This window comes from Caulobacter sp. RHG1 (assembly GCF_013181195.1).
GTDB lineage: Bacteria > Pseudomonadota > Alphaproteobacteria > Caulobacterales > Caulobacteraceae > Caulobacter.
In genome coordinates this window covers 623836-647206 of sequence record NZ_SMZP01000002.1, presented here as the reverse complement: position 1 = coordinate 647206, position 23371 = coordinate 623836, and the positions used below count along the sequence as shown (strand labels likewise).

The 23371-nt window shown below is 67.3% G+C and carries 18 protein-coding genes; 7 read left to right on the top strand and 11 right to left on the bottom strand.

The features are described 5' to 3' along the window. Positions 1-5: 5 nt before the first annotated feature. From E1H18_RS06780 to E1H18_RS06745, 8 genes are all read right to left on the bottom strand, one after another. On the bottom strand, positions 6-1061 hold the full coding sequence (locus tag E1H18_RS06780; protein ID WP_172265149.1) for a lactonase family protein: 1056 nt from the start codon (positions 1059-1061) through the stop codon (positions 6-8). Then, a complete protein-coding gene (locus E1H18_RS06775; protein WP_172265147.1) occupies positions 1061-2437 on the bottom strand; it encodes a tripartite tricarboxylate transporter permease in 1377 nt (458 codons plus the stop codon). Before E1H18_RS06775 ends, E1H18_RS06780 begins: the two co-directional genes overlap by 1 nt. Then, on the bottom strand, positions 2434-2868 hold the full coding sequence (locus tag E1H18_RS06770) for a hypothetical protein (protein WP_172265144.1): 435 nt from the start codon (positions 2866-2868) through the stop codon (positions 2434-2436). The genes E1H18_RS06775 and E1H18_RS06770 overlap by 4 nt, the downstream gene beginning before the upstream one ends. A gap of 56 nt (positions 2869-2924) precedes the next feature. After that, positions 2925-4145: a hypothetical protein gene (locus tag E1H18_RS06765; RefSeq protein ID WP_172265141.1), complete on the bottom strand. Its 1221-nt coding sequence runs from the start codon at positions 4143-4145 to the stop codon at positions 2925-2927. Positions 4146-4472: 327 nt separating this feature from the next. Further along, positions 4473-5597 carry an MBL fold metallo-hydrolase gene (locus E1H18_RS06760; RefSeq protein ID WP_172265138.1) on the bottom strand — a complete coding sequence of 375 codons (1125 nt, stop codon included), beginning with the start codon at positions 5595-5597 and terminating at the stop codon, positions 4473-4475. Between the two features lie 41 nt (positions 5598-5638). Then, a complete protein-coding gene (locus E1H18_RS06755) occupies positions 5639-6937 on the bottom strand; it encodes an MFS transporter (RefSeq protein WP_172265135.1) in 1299 nt (432 codons plus the stop codon). Positions 6938-6987: 50 nt separating this feature from the next. Continuing rightward, positions 6988-7968 carry a hydroxyacid dehydrogenase gene (locus tag E1H18_RS06750; protein ID WP_172265132.1) on the bottom strand — a complete coding sequence of 327 codons (981 nt, stop codon included), beginning with the start codon at positions 7966-7968 and terminating at the stop codon, positions 6988-6990. Between the two features lie 3 nt (positions 7969-7971). Then, on the bottom strand, positions 7972-8646 hold the full coding sequence (locus tag E1H18_RS06745) for an RraA family protein (protein WP_172265129.1): 675 nt from the start codon (positions 8644-8646) through the stop codon (positions 7972-7974). Between the two features lie 304 nt (positions 8647-8950). On the opposite strand from E1H18_RS06745, the gene E1H18_RS06740 reads away from it, so the two are divergent. From E1H18_RS06740 to E1H18_RS06710, 7 genes are all read left to right on the top strand, one after another. Continuing rightward, positions 8951-9727, top strand: coding sequence for an IclR family transcriptional regulator (locus tag E1H18_RS06740; protein ID WP_172265126.1), 777 nt, complete (start codon positions 8951-8953; stop codon positions 9725-9727). Positions 9728-9996: 269 nt separating this feature from the next. Then, positions 9997-12786 (top strand): TonB-dependent siderophore receptor, encoded by a 2790-nt coding sequence (locus E1H18_RS06735; RefSeq protein ID WP_172265123.1) that lies wholly within the window; start codon positions 9997-9999, stop codon positions 12784-12786. Between the two features lie 66 nt (positions 12787-12852). After that, the gene (locus E1H18_RS06730; RefSeq protein ID WP_172265120.1) at positions 12853-13059 is read left to right on the top strand and encodes a response regulator transcription factor; all 207 of its coding nucleotides are present in this window, start codon (positions 12853-12855) and stop codon (positions 13057-13059) included. A 49-nt stretch (positions 13060-13108) separates the two neighbouring features. Further along, positions 13109-13312, top strand: coding sequence for a hypothetical protein (locus tag E1H18_RS06725; RefSeq protein WP_172265117.1), 204 nt, complete (start codon positions 13109-13111; stop codon positions 13310-13312). Positions 13313-13531: 219 nt separating this feature from the next. Beyond that, on the top strand, positions 13532-14026 hold the full coding sequence (locus E1H18_RS06720) for an RNA polymerase sigma factor (RefSeq protein ID WP_172265114.1): 495 nt from the start codon (positions 13532-13534) through the stop codon (positions 14024-14026). Then, on the top strand, positions 14026-14994 hold the full coding sequence (locus E1H18_RS06715; protein ID WP_172265111.1) for a FecR family protein: 969 nt from the start codon (positions 14026-14028) through the stop codon (positions 14992-14994). Before E1H18_RS06720 ends, E1H18_RS06715 begins: the two co-directional genes overlap by 1 nt. A gap of 6 nt (positions 14995-15000) precedes the next feature. Beyond that, entirely contained in the window at positions 15001-18138 is a 3138-nt protein-coding gene (locus tag E1H18_RS06710) for a TonB-dependent receptor (protein ID WP_172265108.1), read from the top strand. Here the strand turns inward: E1H18_RS06710 and E1H18_RS06705 are convergent. The 3 genes from E1H18_RS06705 to E1H18_RS06695 form a co-directional block, all read right to left on the bottom strand. Next, positions 18135-18980, bottom strand: coding sequence for a glycerophosphodiester phosphodiesterase family protein (locus E1H18_RS06705; protein WP_172265105.1), 846 nt, complete (start codon positions 18978-18980; stop codon positions 18135-18137). The genes E1H18_RS06710 and E1H18_RS06705 overlap by 4 nt on opposite strands. Continuing rightward, the gene (locus E1H18_RS06700; RefSeq protein WP_172265102.1) at positions 18977-20266 is read right to left on the bottom strand and encodes a metallophosphoesterase family protein; all 1290 of its coding nucleotides are present in this window, start codon (positions 20264-20266) and stop codon (positions 18977-18979) included. The genes E1H18_RS06705 and E1H18_RS06700 overlap by 4 nt, the downstream gene beginning before the upstream one ends. 68 nt (positions 20267-20334) lie before the next feature. Next, positions 20335-23247: a TonB-dependent receptor gene (locus E1H18_RS06695; protein WP_194247888.1), complete on the bottom strand. Its 2913-nt coding sequence runs from the start codon at positions 23245-23247 to the stop codon at positions 20335-20337. Positions 23248-23371: the final 124 nt, after the last annotated feature.

Below are 23371 nucleotides of genomic sequence, written 5' to 3'. Positions count from 1 at the left end.
CGTCTTCAGCCTGCGAAGACGATGCAGGCTGGGCTTCCCGTCTCCACCCGCAGGTCGATCTCGCCCAGGGCGCCGTCCGGGCCCAGACGGTGTCGTGCGATGACGCCGCCATCCTGGTTGGCCGCATGGAGGAAGCCGCCATCGGGCGACAGCGCCAGGAAGCGAGGGAAATGCCCGCCGCTAGGTCGCCACCGCGCGGGTGCCAGACTCCCTGTCGCGGCGTCGATGTCGAACTCGGCGATGCTGTCATGGCCACGGTTGGAGACGTAGAGGCGACGTCCCGTCGGCGAGATCACCATGTCGCCAGAGGCGTTCCAGCCGTCGAAGCGGGCAGGTAGGCCGGCGACCTCGCCTATCGTGAGGAGGCGGCCGTTGCGTTCGTCGAAGGCATAGGTCGCGATCCGGCCGGTCAGCTCGTGGTTGACGTAAAGGCGCGGCAGGGTGGGGTGGAACCTCGCGTGGCGGGGTCCTGAGCCTGCTGCGACGATGGTCTCCGTGGCGATCGAGAAGCCGCCAGCGTCCGGGGCAAACTGCACGACGAAGATCTTGTCCAGGCCCTTGTCCGGCACGACCAGCCAGCGGCCACGGGGGGAGAGCGGCATGTTGTGCGGATGCGGGCCCTTCTGTTCGCCGGCGACCGGTCCGGGCCGTCCTGCGAGCTGCAGCCGATGGCGCGGGGACCCCAGGGCGCCGTTCGCCAGGATCGGCAGGGCGACAAGCGTTCCGGAGCTGTAGTTGGCCGCCAGCAGATGCCGACCGTCCGGCGTCATGACCAGGTGGACCGGATTGACGCCGCCGGCGTCCTGGACGCCCAGCAATGATAGCGCGCCGGTGGCGGCGTCGAAGCGATAGGCGCTGATGGTCGGCAGGGCGCCGTGGGCGACGTAGAGCGTGCGCTGGGCGGCGTCCATGACGAGGTAGGACGGATTGTCCGCCGGCGTTGTGGCGATGTGGCGCCAGCGCGGGCCCGGAGAGTCGAGGGCGAACACCTCGATCCCCAGGCCCCGGCCGCGGCGGTCGGGGGTGGTGTAGCAGCCGACGATCGCGAAGCGCGGGTCCATCAGCCGCCGCCGAACAGCGTGCTCATCAGCCAACTGGCGGCGAAGTACGACATCATCTGCGCGGCGATGTTGAAGCCGACCAGCTTGTTGAGCGCCCCGCCGGCGATGCCGACGCTCACCGCCACGGCGACCCCGATCGCGCCGCCCTCGTAGAAGGACAGGACGACCAGCAGGCCGGCGAACATGGCAAGCACCGCTTCCTGAGCGACGTTGCGCATCACCCAGGCGCTGGCCGAGCGGGCGTAGCGCATGACCAGCGGATAGGTGAGGGCGCAGGCGGCGATGACCGACAGCGTGCCATAGACGCCGACCTGCAGCGGTGTCAGCAGGGTGTGGATGTTGTTGACGGGCGCGGTTCCATAGACCGGCGGCGCGTTGAACAGCGGCAAGGCCACCGTCAGGGCGATCGGGCTGAGCGGGAGGCCGAAGGCGACCAGCGGCACCAGGATCTCGGCGATGTAGGTGCTCTCCGAGGTCGCATTCATCGTGCTGAGGCTGGTGGTCAGCTTGTTGTAGAGGCCCTTGACCCGCGCCTGGGTGACGCTGCCGACCAGGAAGGTCATGCCGATCGCCGTGAAGGTGAAGGTCACTGCCGAGACGATGGTCGACAGCAGCACATAGAGCAGCTGTCTGACGGTCAGGACGCTCCATGGCGTAGGCAGGCGGCCGGACCACATCTTGGCCTCCGGCGCCAGCCAGATGCGGCGCGGGCCGTCGACGGTCAGGCGAGCTCTCGCCGTCGGTGACAGCGCCATCAGCAGATCTACGAACATCGGGCCCAGCGCCATGCCCAGCATGAAGCTGATCGTCAGACCAGGACCGCCATTGACCTTCACCGCCGCGCCGTTCAGCGCCTGCATGATCACGCCATAGGGCAGGAACAGGGCGACGCTGGCCCAGCGGCCGGGCGAGGTGAAGGCCAGGGCCAGGCCGACCACGGCGAAGATCGGGCCGACCCACGACTTCACGAACGCACCGAACGGAGCCAGCAGCGTGGCGAAGCCGACGGAGATCGGCACCGATAGCAACAGGGCCACGACGCCGCCCGAGACCATCTTCTGCAGCGCTACGTGCGGCAGGCCCAGGGCCCGAAGCTTGGCGCTGGGCTCCAGCATCGGGATCGCCATGTTGTCGCCGGGCAGGCCCAGTATGGCGGTCGGCACGGCGTGGACCAGGTGCTTGGTGGCCACCGCCGCCAGACAGAAGCTCAAGGTGGCCTCAGGCGGGCAGCCCAGCAGCACCACCACGAGCGTGGCCGGGGCGATGGTGGCGGTCTCCGAGGTGCCGGGGATCAGGCCGATGATGATGAACATCAGCGTGGCCAGGGACGCCGCTCCCAGGCACCAGGCGAGGCTCTGGACGAGATCGACGCTCATGGCTTGGGCGCGTCCGAGCCGCGCGAGAACGCCACGAACAGGTCGTGGATCTTCAATTGCTGCATTTCGGCGATGACCTTGGGCGGCGTGGTCTCGAGCGCGCGGCGCTCTTCGTCCGGATCTGCCCCGAGCGAGGCGAGGAGGTCGATCTGGTCGGCGGCGCTGGCCTGCGCGGTCTCCACGATCCGCTTGGGCTTGACGACCAGGCCAACCAGCACAGCGGCCAGGACGCAGCCGCCCACGCCCCCCAGCAAGGCATAGGCCTTGATGAGGGACGCGGCCGTCTCGCCCTGGCGCGCCATCAACGCCGCGAGGGCGAGCTTGTAGGCCGCCAGGCCCAGCGCGGCGCCGCCCGCCACGCTGACCAGCAGCGCGGGGAGGTCGACGGTGTCGTCCCATATGTTGAGCAGGCGACGTTCGCGGCTGGCCATGACGAGCCCTCCTCGGCGGAGTTTCAAGAGCGGGGCGGAGCGATGTGGACGGCGCGCTATTTCAGTTCCGGCAGGTCGTTGATGCGCGCGTGGGTGTTGAAGTAGCCAAAGTCGAGATCGCGGGCCCAGAAGCCCTTCTTGTACGAGACGACCTGCACCTGCTGGGTGACGCTCAGCTCCTCGCCGCTGGTGTTCCAGCGCTCGACGCCGCTGATCAGGTGGATCTTGTTGGCGTTGTGGTGCAGCACCCGGGCGTCGCGCATCTTGGTGGTGGAGCCGCCGCGTTCGCCCTTGTTGATGTCCTGGAAGCCTTCCTGCACCGAGTCCCAGCGGGTCTTGCCGGGAGCGGCGCGCGGCATGGGCGGTTGCGCCGGCGCCGTCTCGGTGATGCGCAGGCGCGTGGCCACGCCCTTGGCCGAATAGGGCCGCATCGGATCCTGGGTGGCCGTGTCGGTCATGTTGACGATGCCGCCGCCGATGACGTTCACGCGGGGATAGCTGTTGTGCGACGCCATGCCCGGCAGGATGTCGTAGTCGTCGTCCCAGATGCCCAGCACGTGGTTCATCCGCGGGCGGAAGGCGATGGCCAGGGCGTCCGGCCACTCCACGCCGATATCCTGGGCGGGGGTGAAGATCGTCGAGAACAGCTGGATGGCCCAGCGGCCGTCGTTGTTGGTGACCAGGTAGACGCCTTCGCACCGGTGCACGAGCTTGCCGTTCTCGTCGTAGCGGTCATAGACCATCGAGGCGCTGCACATCACCGGGTCGAAGTGCAGGACCTCCAGCCCGACCAGGACATCGTAGAGGCCGGGGCGCAGCCAGCTGTCCTGCGGGCCGAAGCGCACCGGCTTGAGCGTGACGCCGACCGAGGCCGGCGGGGTGGCCATGAACTGCTCGCGGGTCTTCACCACGACCGGCATGCGGATCGAGAACTGCTCATGCACCGCGAAGGGGAAGTGCAGGGTGTCGGCGATGCCGCCCAGGTCGCGGGCGCTGAGCGCGGCGAAGTGCTGGGTCAGCACGGTGATGGCTGCCGGGACCGAGCGCTCGTAGGTGATGCGATAGCGGTTATCGAGCAGGTCGCCCTTGTCCAGACCCGCCGGCTTGGGCGGCGTGGCCAGGTCTGAAGGCAATGATCCGGCCGTGCACAGACCAGGCTTTGCGGCCGACTGCGCCAGAGCGATCGCGGGCGTGGCCAGAGTGGCGGCGCCGATCAGGCTGGCGCCGCGGAGCAGGCCACGACGGCCCACGTCAACTTGCTGAGTGTCGTTCGACATTACGCGTCCCAATTCCCGAATGGGGCGGTGTCCGCTGACCGCCGCTGTTTCCTCCCACGGGCCGCTTCGCGGAGCGCCGCTCACCCCTCTTCGTGGGTGGAGCGACTGAGCCCGCAACCTTGGTAAGCAACGAATCTAAAAAACGCAACGACGTTCTATTTTTTTCAATTCCGCAACAAATCGCGCGGTTCGTTCGCGTCAGGGGCGGGCGCAGCAGGGACCAAAAAGAAGGGCCACTGAGATCAGCGGCCCTTTGAAAAGATCGGGTGATGCGAGGACTGACGAACGGCGGCGGTCGCGCCGAACGCCGGCCTCGGATCGAGCGTCCTACGGCGCCTGGCGGCGCGGCGGGGCGGTGATCGGGATGCCGACCTTCAGCGGGTCGTAGGTCGCGCCTTCGCTGACCCGTTCGGCGATGTCGGCGCTGAGGCAGGCGCGCCATTCGGCGTCGTAGCGGATCACGCCTTCACGGCCGACGACATAGGGATTGGGTTGGCCGGGCTTGCGTGTCGCCAACTGCGCCACGCGGGTCAGGCCGTCGTCGCCGACCGTGTGGTTGGACAGAACGACGTCGGCCTGCACCAGGTCGGTGAAGTCGGCGAAGTGGTTCAGCGACTGGCGGAAGTTGAGCAGCGACGGCACGTCGCTGGGCGAGCCCTGGCCGCCGTACAGCGAGGCCATGTGCGGAACGCCCTTGTCCTTGACCGGAAACACGAACGACACCGTGCCGGCCGTGTGGCCTGTCGTGACGATGGTCGTGATCGTGAAGTCGCCCAGCGTGATCTTCTGGCCGTCGGTCAGGGTCACGTCGTTGGGGCCCTTGGGCAGGGCGTGCCAGTCCAGCTCACCCATGCCGACCTTCATGTCGGGGTTCAGCGACCGCAGGTAGGGCACGCCGCCGGTGTGGTCGCCATGGGCGTGGGTGATCAGCGCCAGCTTGATGTCTTTGGGGCTGAGGCCGAACTTGGCCAGGCCGCCGACGATGAATTCCTTGGCGTCGGCCTCGGTGGTCAGGGCGTCGATCAGGATCACGCCGTCCGAGGTCTTGATGGCCCAGATGTTGTTGGCGTCGGTGCCGATCGAATAGACGCCGTCGAACACTTCGATCGGCTGGGGCGGCTTGGCCGGGATGCTGGTGCCGCCGGGCGTGTTCTTGCAGCGATAGTACAGGGTCACCGGCCACAGCTTGCCGCCGGCCTCGGCGGCAAGGTCGGAATAGGCCACGCCGCCCGGCGACTTGTAGCCGCCCACCTGGCGCATCTCGGCGATGTCGTGGATCTCGGGACGGCCGCCGTTGGGGGTGTTCTCCTTGCCGGGCGTGACCTGGCCCAGGCGCGAGGCCGGGATCGGTGGACGCTTGGCGTCGGCGGCGACTTGAGCGGCGGCCGCGCCGGCCAGTCCCGCCAGCGCGGCGGCGATGACCGCCGCGCCCGTTCGTTTGGTGATCTTCATGGTGTCTCTCCCTCTTTTCGTTGTTCTTGGAGCGCGAACTCTCAGGGCTGGATCGCGCGGGGCGCCGGCTTGGCGCGGCTGAGCAGCAGCAGCGTGGTGGCGGCGACGATGGTCAGGGCGGCCAGCGGCAGCAGGGCCAGGGCGTAGCTGCCGGTGGCGTCCTGGATGTGCCCGTAGACATTGACCATGATCCCGCCGCCGACGAGGTTGGCCAGGGCGTTGATGGCGGCGATGCCGGCGGCCGCGCGGGCTGGCGACATCCATCCTGAGACCAGGCTCCAGAACGGACCCTTGAAGCTGTAGGTGCCGATCAACACCAGGCTGAGCAGGGCCACCGTCGGGATGAACGCCTTGGTGAAGAACGACATGCCGACGGCGACCGCGATCAGCAGCAGCGACAGCGCCGTGTGCCAGCGGCGCTCGCCGGTGCGGTCCGAGTTGAGGCCCCAGAACACCATCAGCGCCGCGGCCAGGCCGTAGGGGATGGAGTTGACCAGGCCGGTCTGCATGTCGGTCAGGCCGAAGGACTTCAGCAGCTGCGGCTGCCAGACGCCCAGCACCGAGCCGGCGGCCGAGGCGCTGGCGCAGGCCAGGGCCATGGCCCAGAAGCGCGCATCGGTCAGCAGGCCCCAGGCGGTCTCCTTCTTGGCCAGGTTCTGTTGCGGCGCGCCTTCGGCCAGCTTGTTGACCAGCCAGGCGCGTTCCTCGTCGCTCAGCCACTTGGCTTCCGCCGGACGGTTGGTCAGGACGAACAGGCAGGCGATCCCCAGCAGCGAGGCGGGCAGACCCTCGATGATGAACAGCCACTGCCAGCCGTGCAGGCCGCCGATGCCGTCCATGGCCAGAAGCGCGCCCGACAGCGGCGAGCCGATGAAGCTGGCGGCGGGGATAGCGATGGCGAAGGTCGCCATGATCCGTCCGCGATAGGCCGGCGGCAGCCAGTAGGTCAGGTACAGGATGACGCCCGGGAAGAACCCAGCCTCGGCCGCGCCCAGCAGGAAGCGGCCGATGTAGAAGCTGCGCACGTCATGGACCAGCGCCATGCCCGCCGAAATGATGCCCCAGGTGATCATGATCCGGGCGATCCAAAGCCGCGCTCCGACCTTTTGCAGGGCCAGGTTGCTGGGCACTTCGGCCAGGAAATACGAATAGAAGAACAGGCTGGCCCCGAAGCCGAAGACGGCTTTGGTGAACCCCAGGTCCTCGTTCATCTGCAGGGCGGCCATGCCGACGTTCGAGCGGTCGATCAGCGCGAACAGGTAGCAAAGCATGAGGAAAGGCAGGAGGCGCAAGGTGACCTTGCGCATCGTCCGCTTCTCCAGCGACTGGGTGACAGACATTGTTGTTTCTTCCTCGCCCGTGTTCTTGTTCTTAGGCTGTTTTGGGGTCTTCAGGCCGTCGCGAGGGCCTGGGCGTTCACGACGCTCCCCGGATCGGAGAGCTTCCCCTCCAGCACTTCCAGCGCCAGCTCCAGGGTTCGCACCCCGACCCGGGCGCGGGACTCGTGGGTGTTGGCCCCGACATGCGGCGTGGCCACCAGGTTGGGCAGCGTCCACAGGGGGCTGTCCTTGGGGGGCGGCTCCTGGGCGAAGGTGTCCAGGCCCGCGCCTGCGATACGATGGGTCGCCAGGGCCTCGAACAGCGCGCCCTCGTCGATCAGGCCGCCACGGGCGGTGTTGATCAGGATGCCGCGCGGACCCAGAAGCTCCAGCTCCCTGGCGCCGATCAGGTTGCGGGTCGCCTCGGTCAGCGGGCAGTGCAGGCTGAGGATGTCGCTGCGACGGATCAACTCGTGCAGGTCGTCGACCACCTCGGCGTCGGCCAGGCCCACCTCACCCTTGAGGTAAGGGTCGAAGATCCGCACCTTGATGTTCAGCGGCGCGACCATCCGGGCCAAGGCCAGGCCGATGCTGCCCAGGCCGACGACGCCCAGGGACTTGCCCATCAGCTCGATGCCGGTGTGCTGAGCCTTGTCCCAGTGGCCCGAGCGCGTGCGGGCGTCCAGCCAGGGCGTGGAGCGGGCCACGCTGAACATCAGCGCGAAGGCCAGTTCGGCGACCGACTGGGCGTTGGTCCCCCGCGCGATCAGCACGGGGATGCCGCGCCGGTTGGCGGCCTCCAGGTCGATGTTGTCGTAGCCGACCCCGTGCTTGACGATCACCCGCAGCGCCTTCGAGGCGTCGATGATCTCCTCGGTGATCTTGCCCATCCGCACGATCAGCGCGTCGGGCTGAAGCTCCGCGCATCGCCGGGCGATCGTGGCTGCGTCCGAATAGGCTTCCATCGCCTCGCAGCGCACGCCCTGTTCCTGTGCGAAGGCCTGCGCCTCGGCGGCCAGCGGGGGGCCGGCGACCAGTACTGTGCGGGTCATGGGTCAGACGCCTTCGCAGCCGAGCTTGCGCAGCGTCGCGTCGACCCAGGTGCGGTCGTTGGTGCCGGCGTGGATCTTGTCCATCTGCGCCAGCTCGGCGTCGTTCTTGGCGCTGGCCTTCTCGTAGACGCTCTCGACGGTGTCGAACGGCACGCAGACCAGGCCATCCTCGTCGCCCAGGATCAGGTCGCCCGGCTGGATGACCATGCCGTCCAGGGACACCGGCACGTTGATCTCGCCAGGGCCGTCCTTGTAGGGGCCGCGGTGCGTGACGCCGGCGGCGAAGATCGGGAAGGTCCCGGCGCTGAGGTTGGCGATGTCGCGCACGGCGCCGTTGATGATGATGCCGCCGACGCCGCGCTTGGCGGCATGGGCCACCATCAGCTCGCCGATCAGCGCGTTGGTCAGGTCGCCGCCGGCGTCGACGACGATGATGTCGCCCGGCTCGGCGATATCGATCGCCTTGTGCAGCATCAGATTGTCGCCGGGGCGGGTCAGGACGGTCAGGGCAGGGCCCGACATCACGCCGGACTTGTGCATCGGCCGCAGGCGGGGTCCGCCCGAGAACATGCGGCCCATGACGTCGCTGACGACCGAGGCCGGCAGTTGCGCGAACTTCTCCGCGGTCGCCGCATCCACGCGGCGCTCACGCCGGCACACCCGAAATCCTATGGTCATAAGGTCCTCGTGTTCCTCCCGCCGCGGACCGAAGCCGGGCGACTTTTTCTTGGGATAGGGCGGCAATTTTAAAATTGCAACGCCGTTTCACAATGAGGATGACCTATTTCGATAGAAAATGGAATGCCGTTGTATTCGTCAATCTGCGCAAGACGGGGGTGGCGCGCAATGGCCCTTGTCCGCGGGAGGGGGCGGGGCGCGACATGCGTTTCATTTTCCGCAGTCGCAGCTTTGAAAACTTGGGCGAACCGCATACTTAGTTCGACCTTGGCGGTGGCAGCGCGTCACCGTGTCGGAGTTGAACATGGCCAAGAAGGTCAGTCCGCGTCCCTCCCTGGAAGGCGTCGCCTCTGCCGAGCGGACGCTGCAGGTCCTCGCCGCCTTCCGGGCCGGCGATGGCGCGCTGGAGCTGGCTGAACTGGCCGAGCGCACCGGCCTGGTGAAGAGCACGATCATGCGCCTGGCGGTGTCGCTGCAGCGCTATGGCTTCCTGTCGCGGACGCTGGAAGGCTCCTACGCGCTGGGCGGCGAGATCGTCCGGCTTGCGGCGGTCTATGGCGAATCCCAGGACCTGGGCCGCGTGATCGAGCCGCTCCTGGAATATCTCGCCGAAGAGACTGAGGAGACAGCCACCTTCTGGGTGCGGGAGAACGACGAGCGCCGTTGCCTGTTCCGCTTCAACTCGCCGTCGCGCCTGCGCCTTGAGATCCAGCCTGGCGCCAAGCGGCAGATGGACCAGTCGTCTTCGGCCATGGTGCTCAAGCACTTCGCGCGGGCTAACCCCACCCCGCCTGGGCCGCTGCCGTTCTATACCGCCGGCGTGACCACGCCGCACGTGGCCTCTCTGTCGGTTCCGGTTTTTGGCATGGACCAGCAGCTTTTGGGCGCCCTGACCCTGTCGGGGCCTGAGTCGCGCCTCAATCCCGAGCGGGCCAAGGTGGTCGCGCCCCTGCTGCTGAAGGTCAGCCACGACCTTACCCACCAGCTGGGCGGGCGTCCCTATGCGTCGTCGACGGAAGAGGCCGCGTCGAAGCCGGCGACGAAGAAGGCCGCCAGCGCCAAGGCCAAGGGCGCGGCCTAACCCGTCGGCGCGGGCGGCGTCGCCGTTCGCGCAGAGCCGAAACCCCATATCCTCAGAGCCTTTGCGCGCCGACGGCGGTCGGCGCGGGTGTCTCCGCGTGCGCCCATGGCAAAGGCATAAAACGCAACGCTATTGCAAAACCATGTTGACGGATCATTGCAACGCCGTTTCATTGCGGCGCGAACAGCGATGGGGCGTCCTCGTGGCGGCGACGTTTCGAGCCGACCCCTTCGCCAAGAAAAATGAATAAAGTTCCGAGGGAGGGAACCATGATCGACGTCCGAGGCCTGCGGGCCAGCCTTCTGCTGGGCGGTTCCGTGGCCGTGCTGATCGCCACTGGCGCTCAGGCCCAGACCGCAACGCCAGCCGCCGGCCAAGGCGACGGCAACCAGGCGGTCAGCGAGGTGGTGGTCACCGGTTCGCGCGTGCCGCGGGCGGGCTTCACCGCGCCGACCCCGGTCACCATCCTCGGCGCCGACCAACTGGCCAAGGCCGCGCCGTCGACCATGGCCGAGTCGCTTCGCCAATTGCCGGCCCTGACCAACAGCTCGGGCCCGCAACGCAACTCGGGCACCGTGCAGGGCGGCCAGAGCTTCCTGAACCTGCGCTCGCTGGGCGCCAGCCGCACCCTGACCCTGCTGGACGGCCGTCGCGTGGTCGCGACCAATCTGACCGGCAGCGTCGACGTCAACATGCTGCCCGCCGGCATCGTGCAACGGGTCGAGGTGGTCACCGGCGGCGCCTCGGCCGCTTACGGCTCGGACGCCGTGGCCGGCGTCGTCAACTTCATCCTCGACAAGCAGTTCGAGGGCGTGAAGGGCGAGGTCAACCTCGGCTCCACCGACAAGGGCGACAACTTCGAACGCCGCGCCACCCTGTCGGCGGGCACGGCCTTCGCCGGGGGCAAGGGCCACGTCCTGATCAGCGGCGACTACTTCAAGAGCGAGGGCGTCGCGCCCGGCCGTCGCAAGTGGGCCCAGCAGGGTGTCGGCCTGATCAACAATCCGGCCGGGACCCCGACCTTCCTGCTGCAGAACGACGTGCGCACCGTCGGTACGTACGGCGGCATGGTCATCTCGGCCTCGGGCGGTACGGCGGCCAACAACGCGCTGTTCCGCGGCATCCAGTTCCTGCCGGGCGGCGTGGCCGCACCCTACAACTTCGGGGCCCTGACGACCTCTACGCTACAGGTCGGCGGCGACGGCGTGCGCACCGAGCTGATCCAGGAGATCCAGCGCCCGCTGGAGCGCGGCAGCCTGTTCTCGCGGGTCAGCTACGACCTGGCCGACAACATCAACGTCTATGCCGAGGGGATGTATGGCGCGTCGACCTCGACGGTGAACAACACCTACAACCGTCACCAGACCGCCAATCCGTTCACGATCCAGCGCGACAACGCCTTCCTGCCGACCAGCGTCCGTAATCAGATGACTGCCGCCGGCGTCACCTCGCTGTCCATGCTGCGGTTCTCGCGCGAGCGCGGCTTCGTGACGACCACGGTGGACTCGGAGACCTATCGCGGCGTGGTCGGCGCGGACGCCACCTTCGGGTCCCTCAAGGCCAACGCCTACTACCAGTACGGCCGGACGGTTCAGGACAACGCCACCAACAACGACGAAATCACCGCGCGCTTCGCCCAGGCCATCGACGCGGTGGTCAATCCGGCCGGTGGCCAGATCGTCTGCCGCTCCAGCCTGACTAACCCGGCGAACGGCTGCGTGCCCTTCAACGTGTTCGGCGAGGGCGCGCCGTCGGAAGCGGCTCTGGACTGGACGCGCGGCGTCAGCGCTTCGCACGCCATCGTCGAGCAGGACGTGATGGCGGCCAACCTGTCGGGTCCGCTGCTTGAGGGCTGGGCCGGTCCGATCGACTTCGCGGTCGGCGCCGAATACCGCGTCGAGCGGGCCAAGGTCACGGCCGACCCGCTGTCGCAGACCGGCGCCTTCCTGTTCGGCAACCCCTCGCCCTGGACCGGCCGTTACGAGGTCAAGGAAGCCTATGCCGAACTGGTCGTGCCGCTGCTGAAGGATCTGCCGCTGGTGGAGTCCCTGGAGCTGAACGCGGCCGGACGCATCACCGATTACAGCACGAGCGGCTCGGTCAACACGTGGAAGGTCGGCCTCAGCTACCGGCCATTCCAGGACCTGCGCCTGCGCGGCACCCGTTCGCGCGACATCCGTGCGCCCAACCTGTCGGAGCTGTTCCAGGCCGGCCGCCAGAGCACCTCGACGGTCACCGATCCCGCCAACGGCAACACCCGCGTGCAGGGCATTCCGACCTACAACACCGGCAATGCCGTGCTACAGCCCGAAATCGCCGACGCTTTGACCTTCGGGGTGATCTACAGCCCGTCGTGGCTGGCGGGCTTCAACACCTCGATCGACTACTATGACATCCGGATCGAGGACGCGATCGGCAACATCGGGGCCCAGACGGCCGTCGACCAGTGCTTCGCTGGCGTCGCGGCCGCCTGTCCGGTCGTGGTCCGCAACGGGGCGGGCACGATCGTCCAGTTCAACGCCTCGCCGATCAACCTGGCCTCGGCCAAGACCCGCGGCGTCGATATCGAGATGGGCTATCAGGCGCCGATCCAGGAATGGTTCGGCTGGGGCGGCTCGCTGCATGTGCGGGGCCTGGCGTCCTACCTGGCCAAGCAGGAGACGACCACGCCTGGCGCCAAGCCGATCGATCGGGCAGGGGAGGCCGGTATCAATCCCTTCCCGCACTGGCGTGGCACGGCGCAGGTCAATTACAGCCTCGACCGTTTTGCCAGCTTCCTGCAGGTCCGCTACGTCGGCAGCGGCAAGTACGACGTGACGCGCGACACCACGATCGTGCCGATCGACCGCATCCCGGCCCAGGCCTATCTCGACGGCCAGGTCAGCTACAAGGTCGACATCGCCGGCCGGGACGTCGACTTCTATCTCAACGTCCGCAACATCCTGAACAATCAACCGCCGTTCTCGCCCTCGGACGGGAATGTGCCGGTCGCGGTCAACACGACGCTGCACGACGTGTTCGGGCGGATGTTCCGTCTCGGCGCGCGGTTCCGGTTCTAGGCCCGCTCGGAGCGGCCGGCCCGACGCTGGTCGCTCCGACGCCATCTGAAACGCGAGGCGAGCATCATGAAATCGGAAGCGGTGACCCTGAAGGTCCGTCAGGCGCAGTGCCTGAGCCTGGTCGCCAAGGGTCTGTCGTCATCCGCCATCGGCAGCCAGCTGGGCATCTCGCTGCGGACGGTGGACCAGCATGTCGAGGGCGCGCGGGCCGTGCTGGAGGCGCAGACGCGTGGCGAGGCGGTCGAGAAGGCCCGGGCGCTGGGGCTGATCTAGCGCCCATTCGCGGCGTCATAGGTCCGCCGCGCGAGAAGGTGAATATCCCATGGTCGAGACTGTCGTCGCTTCTCCGGAGCTGGTCGCGCGGGTGCGCGCCGGGGTTCCTGCGCTCACGCGGGAACACCTGCAGGCCCGCCTCGCCATCAGCGAAACGACCTGGGTCAAGCTGCGGGACGGCAAGCCGCTGAAGCGCTCCACGCTGGAGCGCCTGATGGTTCGGCTGGAGAACGGCGTATCGCTCGCTGCCTGAGAGCGCGCCACGTGAGCGGAGTGGGAAGATCGCCACACCTCACCTGATGAGCCGTTGCTAATTCCTAGAGGACTTTGCGAGCGACGGTCTGGGGGGAGTCTCCGGCGCGTCGCCAGGCCGTGTGGCCGGTTGCCTCGCCGACTGGGATGTCCAAGCGTGGCCGTTATTTCATGGCGCTGTTTTCGATGCGTCATGATTGCCGCTTAGAAGCGGCTCGCGATGTTGATTGAAGACTCGAGTACAGGGCATCTGTTGGCTAAGAACGCCAATCGTTTGCGTGCTCTCGTCCGTAGCCGCGTGCGTAGCCAAGCCGATGCGGACGACATCACCCAGGAGGCCCAGGTGCGGGCGTTGGCGCGATCACGCGACACGCCGCTGAAGGACCCGGTCGCCTACGCCTTCCGCATCGCCCTCAATCTGCTGAGCGACAGGGGACGGTCCGGAACGCCCGTGGGCATGATCGAGGATCATGTTCCGTCGGCGGATCCATCTCCGCTCGAGGCGCTGGACATGAAGCAGCGGGCCGATCTTTACGCCCGGACCCTGCGGGCGATGCCGCGACTGCGCCGTGAGGTGTTCATGCTGAGACAGTCGGCCGAGCTGGGCTATCCTCAGATCGCGGCGCGGCTGGGGATCTCCGTCGAAGCGGCCCAGAAACACTACAGCCGGGCGGCCATCGAGGTGCGGCGCGCGGTTTCGAGCGAACCCGGCTGATGAAGCACGAGCGAGATATTATCGAGGCGCAGGCCGCCCTGTGGGCCGATCGTCTGCGGCGTCGCGAGATGGACGCGGCGGCCGAGGCGGCTTTGCGCGTCTGGCTGGACGGCGGTCCCGAGCGGGCGGCGCTTCTGCAGGCGCATGAGCAGATGCTGTCCGACCCGGCCCTGGCTCATGCCCAGGCGATGCTTGAGCCCATCCGGGCCAAGCCTCGCCGACAGGCGCGGAACTGGCGCTGGGCGGCGGCCTGTGGCGCGGGGCTGGCGATGGCGGGCGTTGCCGCGGCCATTATGGTCCTGCCTGCCCCTGAGGCGGTGGTGCGCCAGTCGTTCGAGGCGCCGGCCGGACATCCGCTGCGAGCGACTCTGGACGACGGATCGCTGATCCAGCTGAACGGCGGCAGTGATATCAGGACAGCCTTCGACGCTGGCAAGCGAGATGTCCATCTGCGCGGCGAGGGGTTCTTCGCCGTGGCCAAGGACATCCATCGGCCGTTCTCGGTCTTCACCGCCTCGCACCGCGTGACCGCGCTGGGAACCCGGTTCAACGTCGACGAGCGCAGCGACGGGACGGTGGAGATCAGCGTCCTGGAAGGCCGTATCGAGGTGGTCGACCTCAAGTCGCCAAAGCACGGGATCGTCCTGACCGCCGGGCATCGCATCGTCGCCGGAGAGGCGCCGCTGGCGCCGTCGCTGACGCGTCGCATCGCCATCGACGCCGAAGGGCCTGACTGGACCCAGGGCTGGATCGACGCCGACGACATGAAGCTGGCCGATCTGCTGCTGGAATTGCAGCGTCAGGCGCCGGGACTTGAGGTTGCTCTTGGTCATCCCTCGCTGGCTGGACGACGGGTCAGCGGGCGCTTCAAGGCGAACGACCCGCGGTCGGTGCTTGCCGTCGTCGCCGAGACCCAGGGCCTGAGGCTGCGAACCGAAGCTTCCGGTCGCGTTCTGCTCGATCGCTGACCCGCCATGGCGTCGCCCCGCGCGTTCCTGCTCGGCGCCGCCGTCCTGGTCGGGACGCTGAGCGCGCCGCTTCAGGCGCAGGCGTCCGGAAGCCCGGCGGTGCGCGATGTCCGCATCGTGGGTGGGGCGCTGCCTGACGCCATTCGCGAACTGTCGCGGCAAACGGGGGTGGCGATCGTCGCCGACAGCGCGCTAATCCGTGGCCGCGCCGCGCGCGGTTTTCGCGGTTCGGCTACCGCGCGCGCGGCGCTGGAGCGGCTGGTCGCGGGCCAGGGGCTGCGCGTGCGCGGCATCGGCGACATGTTGGTGGTCGAAGCGGACACCCCGGAAATCGTCTCGCCTGCGCCGACGTCCACGTCGGCCGCGCCGGTTGAAGCGTTGGTCATCCTCGGACGCATCGGCGCGACGCGCCAGGCGCTCGAGATGAAGCGTCGCAACGAGGGCGTCAGCGATATCGTCCGCGCCGACGACCAGGGAACTCTGCCTACCAGCAATGTCGCCGAGTCGTTGGCGCGCCTGCCCGGCGTGAACGTGGTGCGCAACCACCAGACCGGGGAGGGCGACCGGATCACGGTGCGGGGCATGTCGACGGAATGGAACGCCTATCGGATCAACGGCGTGCGCCTGGGCGGCGTGGGGTCGCGGGCGGACAAGTTCTATCGCGGCGTGCGGCTCAGCTATCTTCCGCCCGACGGGATCGACGCCCTTGTCGTGCGCAAGACCCTGACCCCGGATATGGACGGCGACGCGTTGGGCGGGCTGATCGATATCCAGACGCCGTCGGGGTTCGACGCCGGCAAGGACCAGGTGCGCCTGTCGGTGGAAAGCGGCTGGCTGATGCGTTTCGATCGTCCGCCGGCGCGGAAGCTGGCTGTCGCCGCCTCTCGCCGTCTTTCAGACGATCTGGCCATCTTCATCGCCGCCAACTGGAGCGACGCGCGCTCGCGGTTCGAGATGGTCGGCGGCGATAGCGACGACCTGCCCCGGGTCTGGTACCGCGACGTGCAGTCGGTGGGCTGGGATGCCGACACCTTCGTGATGCGCGGCATGGAGCTGGCGGTCGGCGAGACCCGCGTCCGCCGCATTGGCGTCAATGGCAACCTGGACTGGCGGGGGACGGCCCAGGCGCTGCATCTGCGCGTCCAGTACAACCGCTATGACGGCGAAGAGTACCGAAACCGCCTGAACTTCCGAAACGATGGCCTGAAAGGAACTGAGCGGTTCAGCCAAGTGGACAAGACGCTGACAGGCTTGGCTCAGCCTGAGGACATGATCATCGGCGCCGACGCCCGCCTGGGCCGCATCTACGGCTACACGACAGCGCAGATGAAGGATGCCGATGGGGACGGCCGGATCACCGACGCCGATCGCAAGGTGCGGTCGGTCTACAGCCTCGACGGAGCGTCCGGCGTCTGGGATCCGATGGGCTTTCGCCTGAGGCGGTTCTGGGAAGCGACGCGAGAGTCGGGCCTGCTGTCCTCGGTCACCGTGGGCGGCGAGCGGTGGGCTGGGCCATGGACCATCGACTATGACCTGTCGGTGTCGCGATCGGAGGACGATCTCGACGATGGCTATAATCTGGAGTTCCGCACCGACGCCGTCGGCTGGCTGGGCAATCGCGGGCTGGAGGTCATCGAGACTGACGATCCGCGCTATCCGGTGTGGGGCCTTAACCCGGCCGGGATGAAGGGCGTGCAGGATCCGGCTTCCTATGCGTTCCGGAGCCTGACCGGCGGGACGGAGGAGACGGTCGAGACGCTGGTTCAGGGCCAGATCGACGTTGCCTACGCGCCAACCGGGTCTTGGCTGGAAGTCTTGAAGATCGGCGGACGGTACATGCGGTCCGACCGTCAAAGCGTGTCAGTCTCGCGTCCCACGCTGGAGGGACCCAAGACCCTGGCCGACCTGAGCGGCCTGTTCGGCGACCCGGTCAGCAGTCTGTTCGGCGGGCGCTACGCCGGAGACCATCAACTCGGCGTGATCCTCGACTCCGACGCCATGCTGCTGGAATTGGAGCGGGCCTATGGTGGCGTTAGCCGCGACTTCCGGATCGATCCGGAAGGCGATGGAGAGACGAGGGTGACGAACTTTCGTCTGCGCGAACACGCCCTGGCTGGCTACTTCATGGCGACGGCGCGGTGGGGCGACAATCTGCTGACGGGCGGTGTCCGCGTCGAACATACGCGTAGCCGCATGGCCGTGCCCGTGACGGACGCGATCCGCGGCGACGGGGTCGCGCGAGACGGCAACACGTTCACCAACGTTCTGCCCTCGCTGCACTACCGGCGTCCGCTGGGCGAGGCCCTGACGCTCCGTGCGGCGCTCTGGACGAGCTTCGCCCGCCCCGACATCGCCCGCATGACCCTGGGCCAGCAGTACATCTACGATCAGGACCCGGACAAGGACGGCGAGGTCAATCCCGAGTCCGAGTGGGTGCTGACGCAGGTGCGCCGCGGCTCGCCTGATCTTCTGCCGATGACGGCGACCGGCTACGATCTGTCATTGGAGCACTACGGCCGTTCGACGACTTGGTCCCTGGCGCTGTTTCGCAAGGACATCCGCAACTTCCTCTACCGCCCCTCGACCTCCACGATCCGGGATGGCGGGCTGGTCGACACCGGCTCGCAGGATGGCGTCCCGGTCAAGGCGTACGTCAATGGGCGCTGGGGGCGGATCACCGGGGTCGAGCTTGGCCTGCGCCACGCATTCGATGGGGCGCCTGCGCCGCTGAAGGGGCTGGGCCTGACCGCCATGCTGACCTGGCAGGTCAGTCGGGCGGCCGCCAACATCTCGTGGCGACCGGCCGACGACGTGCTGCCGCTGACCGAGGCGCCCGAACTGCTCGCGTCCGTGGAAGTGTTCTGGCAGCGTGGCGCCTGGGAAGCGGCGGTCGCCTGGAGCCACCAGTCGGCCTTCCTGGAAGGCATGGACAGCTTCGGCAACGATCCCTACGAGCGCGGCTACAGCTTCGTGGACTTGAGCCTTCGGCGACGCCTGGGCGCGAATGGCCTGGCGTCGCTTCAGGTTCGTAACGCGCTGAACAGCCATACCTACTGGTATACCTTCGGATCAGGGCCGGACCATTTGCGCGAGTACATCCGCAATGGCCCGACCGTGACCCTGGCGGTGAGCCGCAGCTTCTAGCGCGCCGCCTTCAGGCGACAGGCCGTCAACGCGGCCCGCAACCGTCGAGGTTGGTCGGTTTGGATCACATTGGCGTCGAGACCGATCAGGACGCCCAGGCGTGCGCAGACATCCGGCGCGTCGGCGGCGATCACCTCGTCGACCTCATCCAGGCTGTTGATCCAGGTGCGGGCGGGCAGGGCGCGAACGCCCGTCTGCAAGTCCGGGGTCAGCGACTCCGGATCGCCATGGATGATGGCGACCGGCGCTAGTCCCGCGGCCTTGTCCTTCAAGTCGTCGGCCTTGGCCACCCGGGGCATCACCCGGATCGTCGGCGCCAGCCTGCGAGCTTGACGCAGCAGGTCGCTGTCGCCGTCGAAGAAGATCACCTGGCCTGTCATGCCCAGGCCGTCGACGACGGCCACGATCGGCGCGAGGCGATCGGTCTTGAGATCCAGGTCGACCAGCACCCGACCACAGGTCCGGCGCAGCGCCTCCAGCAGGGAGGGGGGCGGCTCCTGGCCGCCCTTCAGTGTCAGCTGACGCACCTGGGCGTAGGTCAGGCGCTCGGCGTCGCCCTTGCCGCCTGTGGTGCGGGTCACGGTCTGGTCGTGCATCAGATACGGCACGCCGTCGGCCGAGACCTTGATGTCGATCTCGACGATGTCGGCGCCTTCGGCCACCGCTTCGTCGATGGCGGCCAGGGAGTTCTCCGGCGCACCCAGGTGGCCGGCTCGGTGCGCGGCGATCAGCAGGTCGCCGCGCGGTCGGTCCAGTTCGGCCTGCAGCCGGTCCATGGTCGGCGTGGCGCCGCAGACCGGCGCGGCCAGGGCCGCCAGAAGGCCCAGGAGCGCGGCGCTCATTGCTTGTCGTCCTTCCGGAGGATCAGCTCTGGCGTCGCGGGCTTCAGATCGACCAGCTTGGCGGGAGCCTTGCCGGGCTTATCCAGCTGGAATGCGTCATACAGGACGCCGTCCACGGTGTAGGCGCGGACCGTCAGGCGGGTGGGGGAGACCTCGACCTGCTGATACAGCTGGATGCCGCTGCCCTTGCGCGTGGTCCAGCTCAGGTCGCCCAGCGGATACTGCTTTGGGCCGACGTTGGAGACCATGTAGACCGGCCCCGCCGCGTGCGGACGGCCTCGACCGTAGGTGTGGTCGTGGCCCGCCAGAACCAGGTCGACGGCGTACTTGTCGAGCAAAGGCTGAAGGGCCGCCCGCAGCTCGCTTTGATCGCGCCCCTGCGCCGTCGAGTACAGCGGATAGTGCAGGAAGACGGCCGTCCAGTGGCCGGGGTTTTCGGCCAGCTGACGCTCCAGCCAGGCGATCTGGGCGCGGGCGGACTCGGCGCTCTCGTCCATCATGTCGGCGTCCAGCGAGATCAGGCGCAGACCCTGGTAGTCGACGCGATAGACGGTTTCCTTCAGCGCCTCGACCGGCGCGTTGTCGGGCAGGGTGAACTGCAGTCGCCATTGCCGGGCCAGGGACTGGGCGATCGCGCCCTGAGGCTTGGTGTATTCGTGATTGCCGGGCGTCATCAGCGACGGCGTCTCGGCGATGCGGTCGACAGCCATGTCGAACCATTCGCCCCACTCGACGTCGTTGTCGGCGCGGTTGATCAGGTCGCCGGTGAACAGCATGAACGCCGCGTCTGGCGTTTCGCGCAATGCGCGTCGCACCGCGTGTCCGCCCATGGAGCGGATGTCGTTCTGGACGTCGCCCATATAGAGGAAGGTGAACGGCTTGGCCTCCGCCGCGGCGGTCCGCACCTGGCGCCAGGGCGACCAGGCCCCCTCCTTGCCGACGCGATAGGCGTATTGGCTGGCGGGCGTGAGGCCCGTGATGCGGGCGCTGTAGTACTCGGCCGAAACATCCTGGTCGTCGCGGGTCTTGAACGCCGCCGCCGTGCGCTGGGCGGGAAGGCGGACGGCCTGCTGGACGAAGCCGGGACCCGGCGTCAGGGGCGCGTATTCCACAAAGCCGTCGCCGGAGTCCGGCGCGGCCCGCCAGTTGAAGGCCAGGCTGGTGGCCGGCGCGTCGGTCAGGTTGACGATTACCCGCTCGGGCAAGTTCGAGGTCTGGGCGAAGACGGGCGTGGCGTAGAGCGCCAGCGAAAACGCGGTCGCGCCGAGGCGAACGAAGGGGCGCATGGGATGTCCTTGAGATCTGGAAAGCAGAAGGCTCGCGAGGCGCAGCGCCCCGCGAGCCGGAGGCGGGTCTAGAACCGCCAGTTCATGTTCAGGCTGAGATAGCGACCGTTCTCGATGTAGTCGCGAACGCCGCCCTTACCTTTGCCGAAGGTGTAGTAGTAGGTGTAGCTGTCCAGCAGGTTCTGGACCTTGAAGGTCGCCGTCAGGTTCTCGTTGATCTTTCGGCGCAGCATAAGATCCACGAAGTGGTAGTTCTGCTCGTAGGGGTCGTTGCCGTAGTCCTCGATGTCTTCCAGCGAAGCGGCCTGATAGTTATAGGCCACGTAGGCTTCCCAGCCCTTGTGTTCCCAGAACAGTTCCAGGTTCACGATCTGGTTGGGCGTTTCCATGAAGGGCAGGGTGTAGCCCTTGGGGTGCCACGACAGGCCGGTCACGGCCTCGGACTTCTGCAGCGTTGCGTTCATCGCCACGCCCAGGCCGTTGAACGGCGAGGGCAGCCAGTGCAGTTGCTGGCGGGCGTTGATCTCGACGCCGTAGATCTTGGCCTTGTGACCGTTCAGCGGCTGGGAGATCGACACGCCCGACGGATCGTCGAACTCGCCGGCCGTGCCGTTCTGGATGATCGACGACGACGAGCGGAACAGGAACTTGTCGATGTCCTTGTAGAACAGGGCCAGCGAATAGGCGCCGGTGCGGCCGTTATAGTATTCCGCTGACAGGTCGTAGTTCACCGAGGTCATCGGCTTCAGGTTCGGATTACCCTGATTGATGCTCTCCAGAACCCACTGGCTGGTCGGGTTGGTGACGCCGTCGTTGTCCGGATCGCTGTTGTAGCCGTACTCCTTGACCGAGGTCATCCGGTTGATGTCGGGACGCGAGACGCTGGTCCAGATCGCCGCGCGCAGCTTGGCGTTGGCGTTCAGGTCGTAGTTGAGGTGGATCGACGGCAGCCAGTTGGTGAAGCCAGAGGTGTCCTTGGTGTAGTCCTCGCCACGCACCGGGTCTTCCGTCCAGGCGCGGATGATGTTCTTGGTGTCTTCCATGCGCACGCCGGCGATGATCTCGGCGTCGCCGAAGCGGGCCGTGGCCATGGCGTAGGCCGAGACGACCTTCTCGTCGTAGAACCAGGTCGAGGCGTAGTCGATCGCGTCGACATCGTTCTTGGTCAGCAGGGTCGATTGACCGGCCTGGCCGCGCTTGATCTCAGCCATCATCTTGTCGGTGTCGATGACCGCGCCCAGCTGGTGGAGGCCGGTGTAGCGCCCGCCGAACATGTCGGTAACCGGCTCGCCGAACAGCGACGAGTAGTCGGCCATCGTGCCCTTGGGCGACAGGTCCATCAGCGAGCCGTTGATGCGCTCGCGCTCGGACTTGTAGTACTTGGCGCCGGCGCGCACTTCCTGCAGCCACGAGCCGGTGGGCTTGTAGAAGACGTTGAACTGGCCCTGGTTCAGGGTTTCCTTCGCGCCGCCGTAGCTGCCGCTCAGGCTGGAGGCGGTGAACTCCTTCAGATCCTGCACACCGGCCATGCCTGCCGGGTTCAGCACCCACTTCAGGTACTGCGGGTTGCCCTGGTTGACGATCTCGACGCCCTCATTGCCTTTCCAGAGATAGGCGTTGCGGCCGAAGTACATCTCGTAGCTGTCGACGATGTTGTCCTCGGACTCCGAGTGCGACACGTCGTAGTCGATCTTGAAGTCGCCGAAGGTGCTCTCGCCGCCGAAATTGACCAGCGACAGCAGGCCCTTGGTCGTGCCGCCTTCCCAGTAGCGGCGCAGGCGGAAGCCCTTCGGGTCCCAGGCGCCCGAGGCGCCGTTCAGGCTGTAGAAGCCCGCGCCGCCCTTGTCGGCGTCGGTGATCACGCCGTCCTTGTCGCGGTCGATGATCTGGGCGGTGGTGTAGCTGTAGATCGCGCCCTTGGCGCCATAGCCGACGATGGCGTTTTGCGGCTGGGCCAGGCCGCCGGCCTTCTTGTCGACCTGTTCCAGCCGGTTCGAGACGCTGGTGCCGCCTTCGTTGCGGAAGTTCAGGCGGTTACGGAATTGGGTCTCGGTATATTCGTTGTACTGGCCGCGCAGGTGGAACAGGTGGTTGTCGCCGCGCCAGTCGAGCGAACCGTTGAAGCCCCAGCGCTCGACGTCGGTGTTGCCGGTCGACATTTCCAGACCGCGGGTGACGAAGGTCTTGGGATCGAAGTCCAGGCTCTGGGTCGTGCTGTACCAGGTGCGGGGCATGTTATCCCCGGAGTTGCCGATCTGCTCGAACTGCGAGCGGCGCTTGGAATAGTTGCCGGTGACGAACAGGCCCAGACGGTCGCCGAACTGCTTACCCAGCTGGAGGTCGCCCGCCCACGAGGTGCGGTCGTCGCGCTGCTGCAGCAGCGTGCCCTCGACCGAGCCTGCGAAGTGGGTCGGCTTGTAGTCGAACGCCGTGGGGGTCTTGATGTCGATCGTGCCGCCGATGGCGTCGCCGTCCATGTAGGGCAGCAGGCTCTTGTAGACAGTGATCTGGTCGATGCCCGAGGTCGGCAGGAAGCTTAGGCGCACGCCGCGGTGGAAGTTGTCGCCGGGCGAGCCGGTGCCGCCCATACGCACGCCGTTGACGGCGTAGGCGTTGTACTCGGTCGACATGCCGCGGATGACGACGCGGTCGCCTTCGCCGGTGAAGTGGTTGCGCACGGCCGAGACGCCGGGAATGCGCGAGGCGGCTTCCGTCAGGTTGGCCGAGGGCAGCTTGCCCATGTCGTCGGCGCTGACGCTGTCGGAGATCATGTCGTTGTTGCGCTTCTCGTCGATCGAGCGGCGCAGGCCCTGCATCAGGCCGGTGACGATGACCCCATCGACTTCCGTGCCGTCGGCGGCCGTGGTCGTCTTGGCGGGTTCAGGCGCCGGTTGGACCTGGGCCACGGCCCATTCCGGAAACGCGGCGAGGAGCGCCAGACCGCCCGCGGCGGCCAGGTAGTGAGACTTCAAGCTGATCATTGGATCCCCCGTGCTTGCATGAGCGCACCGAGGAGAGACGGAGGGATCGGCAAGGCTGACAGGCGTCATGAATATTTTGTATTTGCTTTGCTGATCCGTCTTGGATGGCTTCCGATCATCGTCG

Excerpts from the sequence above, each read along its gene's own strand:
- E1H18_RS06755 (WP_172265135.1), bottom strand. The coding sequence starts at position 6,937 with ATGTCTGTCACCCAGTCGCTGGAGAAGCGGACGATGCGCAAGGTCACC.
- E1H18_RS06740 (WP_172265126.1), top strand. The coding sequence starts at position 8,951 with ATGGCCAAGAAGGTCAGTCCGCGTCCCTCCCTGGAAGGCGTCGCCTCT.
- E1H18_RS06710 (WP_172265108.1), top strand. The coding sequence starts at position 15,001 with ATGGCGTCGCCCCGCGCGTTCCTGCTCGGCGCCGCCGTCCTGGTCGGG.
- E1H18_RS06770 (WP_172265144.1), bottom strand. The coding sequence starts at position 2,868 with ATGGCCAGCCGCGAACGTCGCCTGCTCAACATATGGGACGACACCGTC.
- E1H18_RS06760 (WP_172265138.1), bottom strand. The coding sequence starts at position 5,597 with ATGAAGATCACCAAACGAACGGGCGCGGCGGTCATCGCCGCCGCGCTG.
- E1H18_RS06730 (WP_172265120.1), top strand. The coding sequence starts at position 12,853 with ATGAAATCGGAAGCGGTGACCCTGAAGGTCCGTCAGGCGCAGTGCCTG.
- E1H18_RS06695 (WP_194247888.1), bottom strand. The coding sequence starts at position 23,247 with ATGATCAGCTTGAAGTCTCACTACCTGGCCGCCGCGGGCGGTCTGGCG.
- E1H18_RS06750 (WP_172265132.1), bottom strand. The coding sequence starts at position 7,968 with ATGACCCGCACAGTACTGGTCGCCGGCCCCCCGCTGGCCGCCGAGGCG.
- E1H18_RS06765 (WP_172265141.1), bottom strand. The coding sequence starts at position 4,145 with ATGTCGAACGACACTCAGCAAGTTGACGTGGGCCGTCGTGGCCTGCTC.
- E1H18_RS06705 (WP_172265105.1), bottom strand. The coding sequence starts at position 18,980 with ATGAGCGCCGCGCTCCTGGGCCTTCTGGCGGCCCTGGCCGCGCCGGTC.
- E1H18_RS06700 (WP_172265102.1), bottom strand. The coding sequence starts at position 20,266 with ATGCGCCCCTTCGTTCGCCTCGGCGCGACCGCGTTTTCGCTGGCGCTC.
- E1H18_RS06715 (WP_172265111.1), top strand. The coding sequence starts at position 14,026 with ATGAAGCACGAGCGAGATATTATCGAGGCGCAGGCCGCCCTGTGGGCC.
- E1H18_RS06720 (WP_172265114.1), top strand. The coding sequence starts at position 13,532 with ATGTTGATTGAAGACTCGAGTACAGGGCATCTGTTGGCTAAGAACGCC.
- E1H18_RS06780 (WP_172265149.1), bottom strand. The coding sequence starts at position 1,061 with ATGGACCCGCGCTTCGCGATCGTCGGCTGCTACACCACCCCCGACCGC.
- E1H18_RS06745 (WP_172265129.1), bottom strand. The coding sequence starts at position 8,646 with ATGACCATAGGATTTCGGGTGTGCCGGCGTGAGCGCCGCGTGGATGCG.
- E1H18_RS06735 (WP_172265123.1), top strand. The coding sequence starts at position 9,997 with ATGATCGACGTCCGAGGCCTGCGGGCCAGCCTTCTGCTGGGCGGTTCC.
- E1H18_RS06725 (WP_172265117.1), top strand. The coding sequence starts at position 13,109 with ATGGTCGAGACTGTCGTCGCTTCTCCGGAGCTGGTCGCGCGGGTGCGC.
- E1H18_RS06775 (WP_172265147.1), bottom strand. The coding sequence starts at position 2,437 with ATGAGCGTCGATCTCGTCCAGAGCCTCGCCTGGTGCCTGGGAGCGGCG.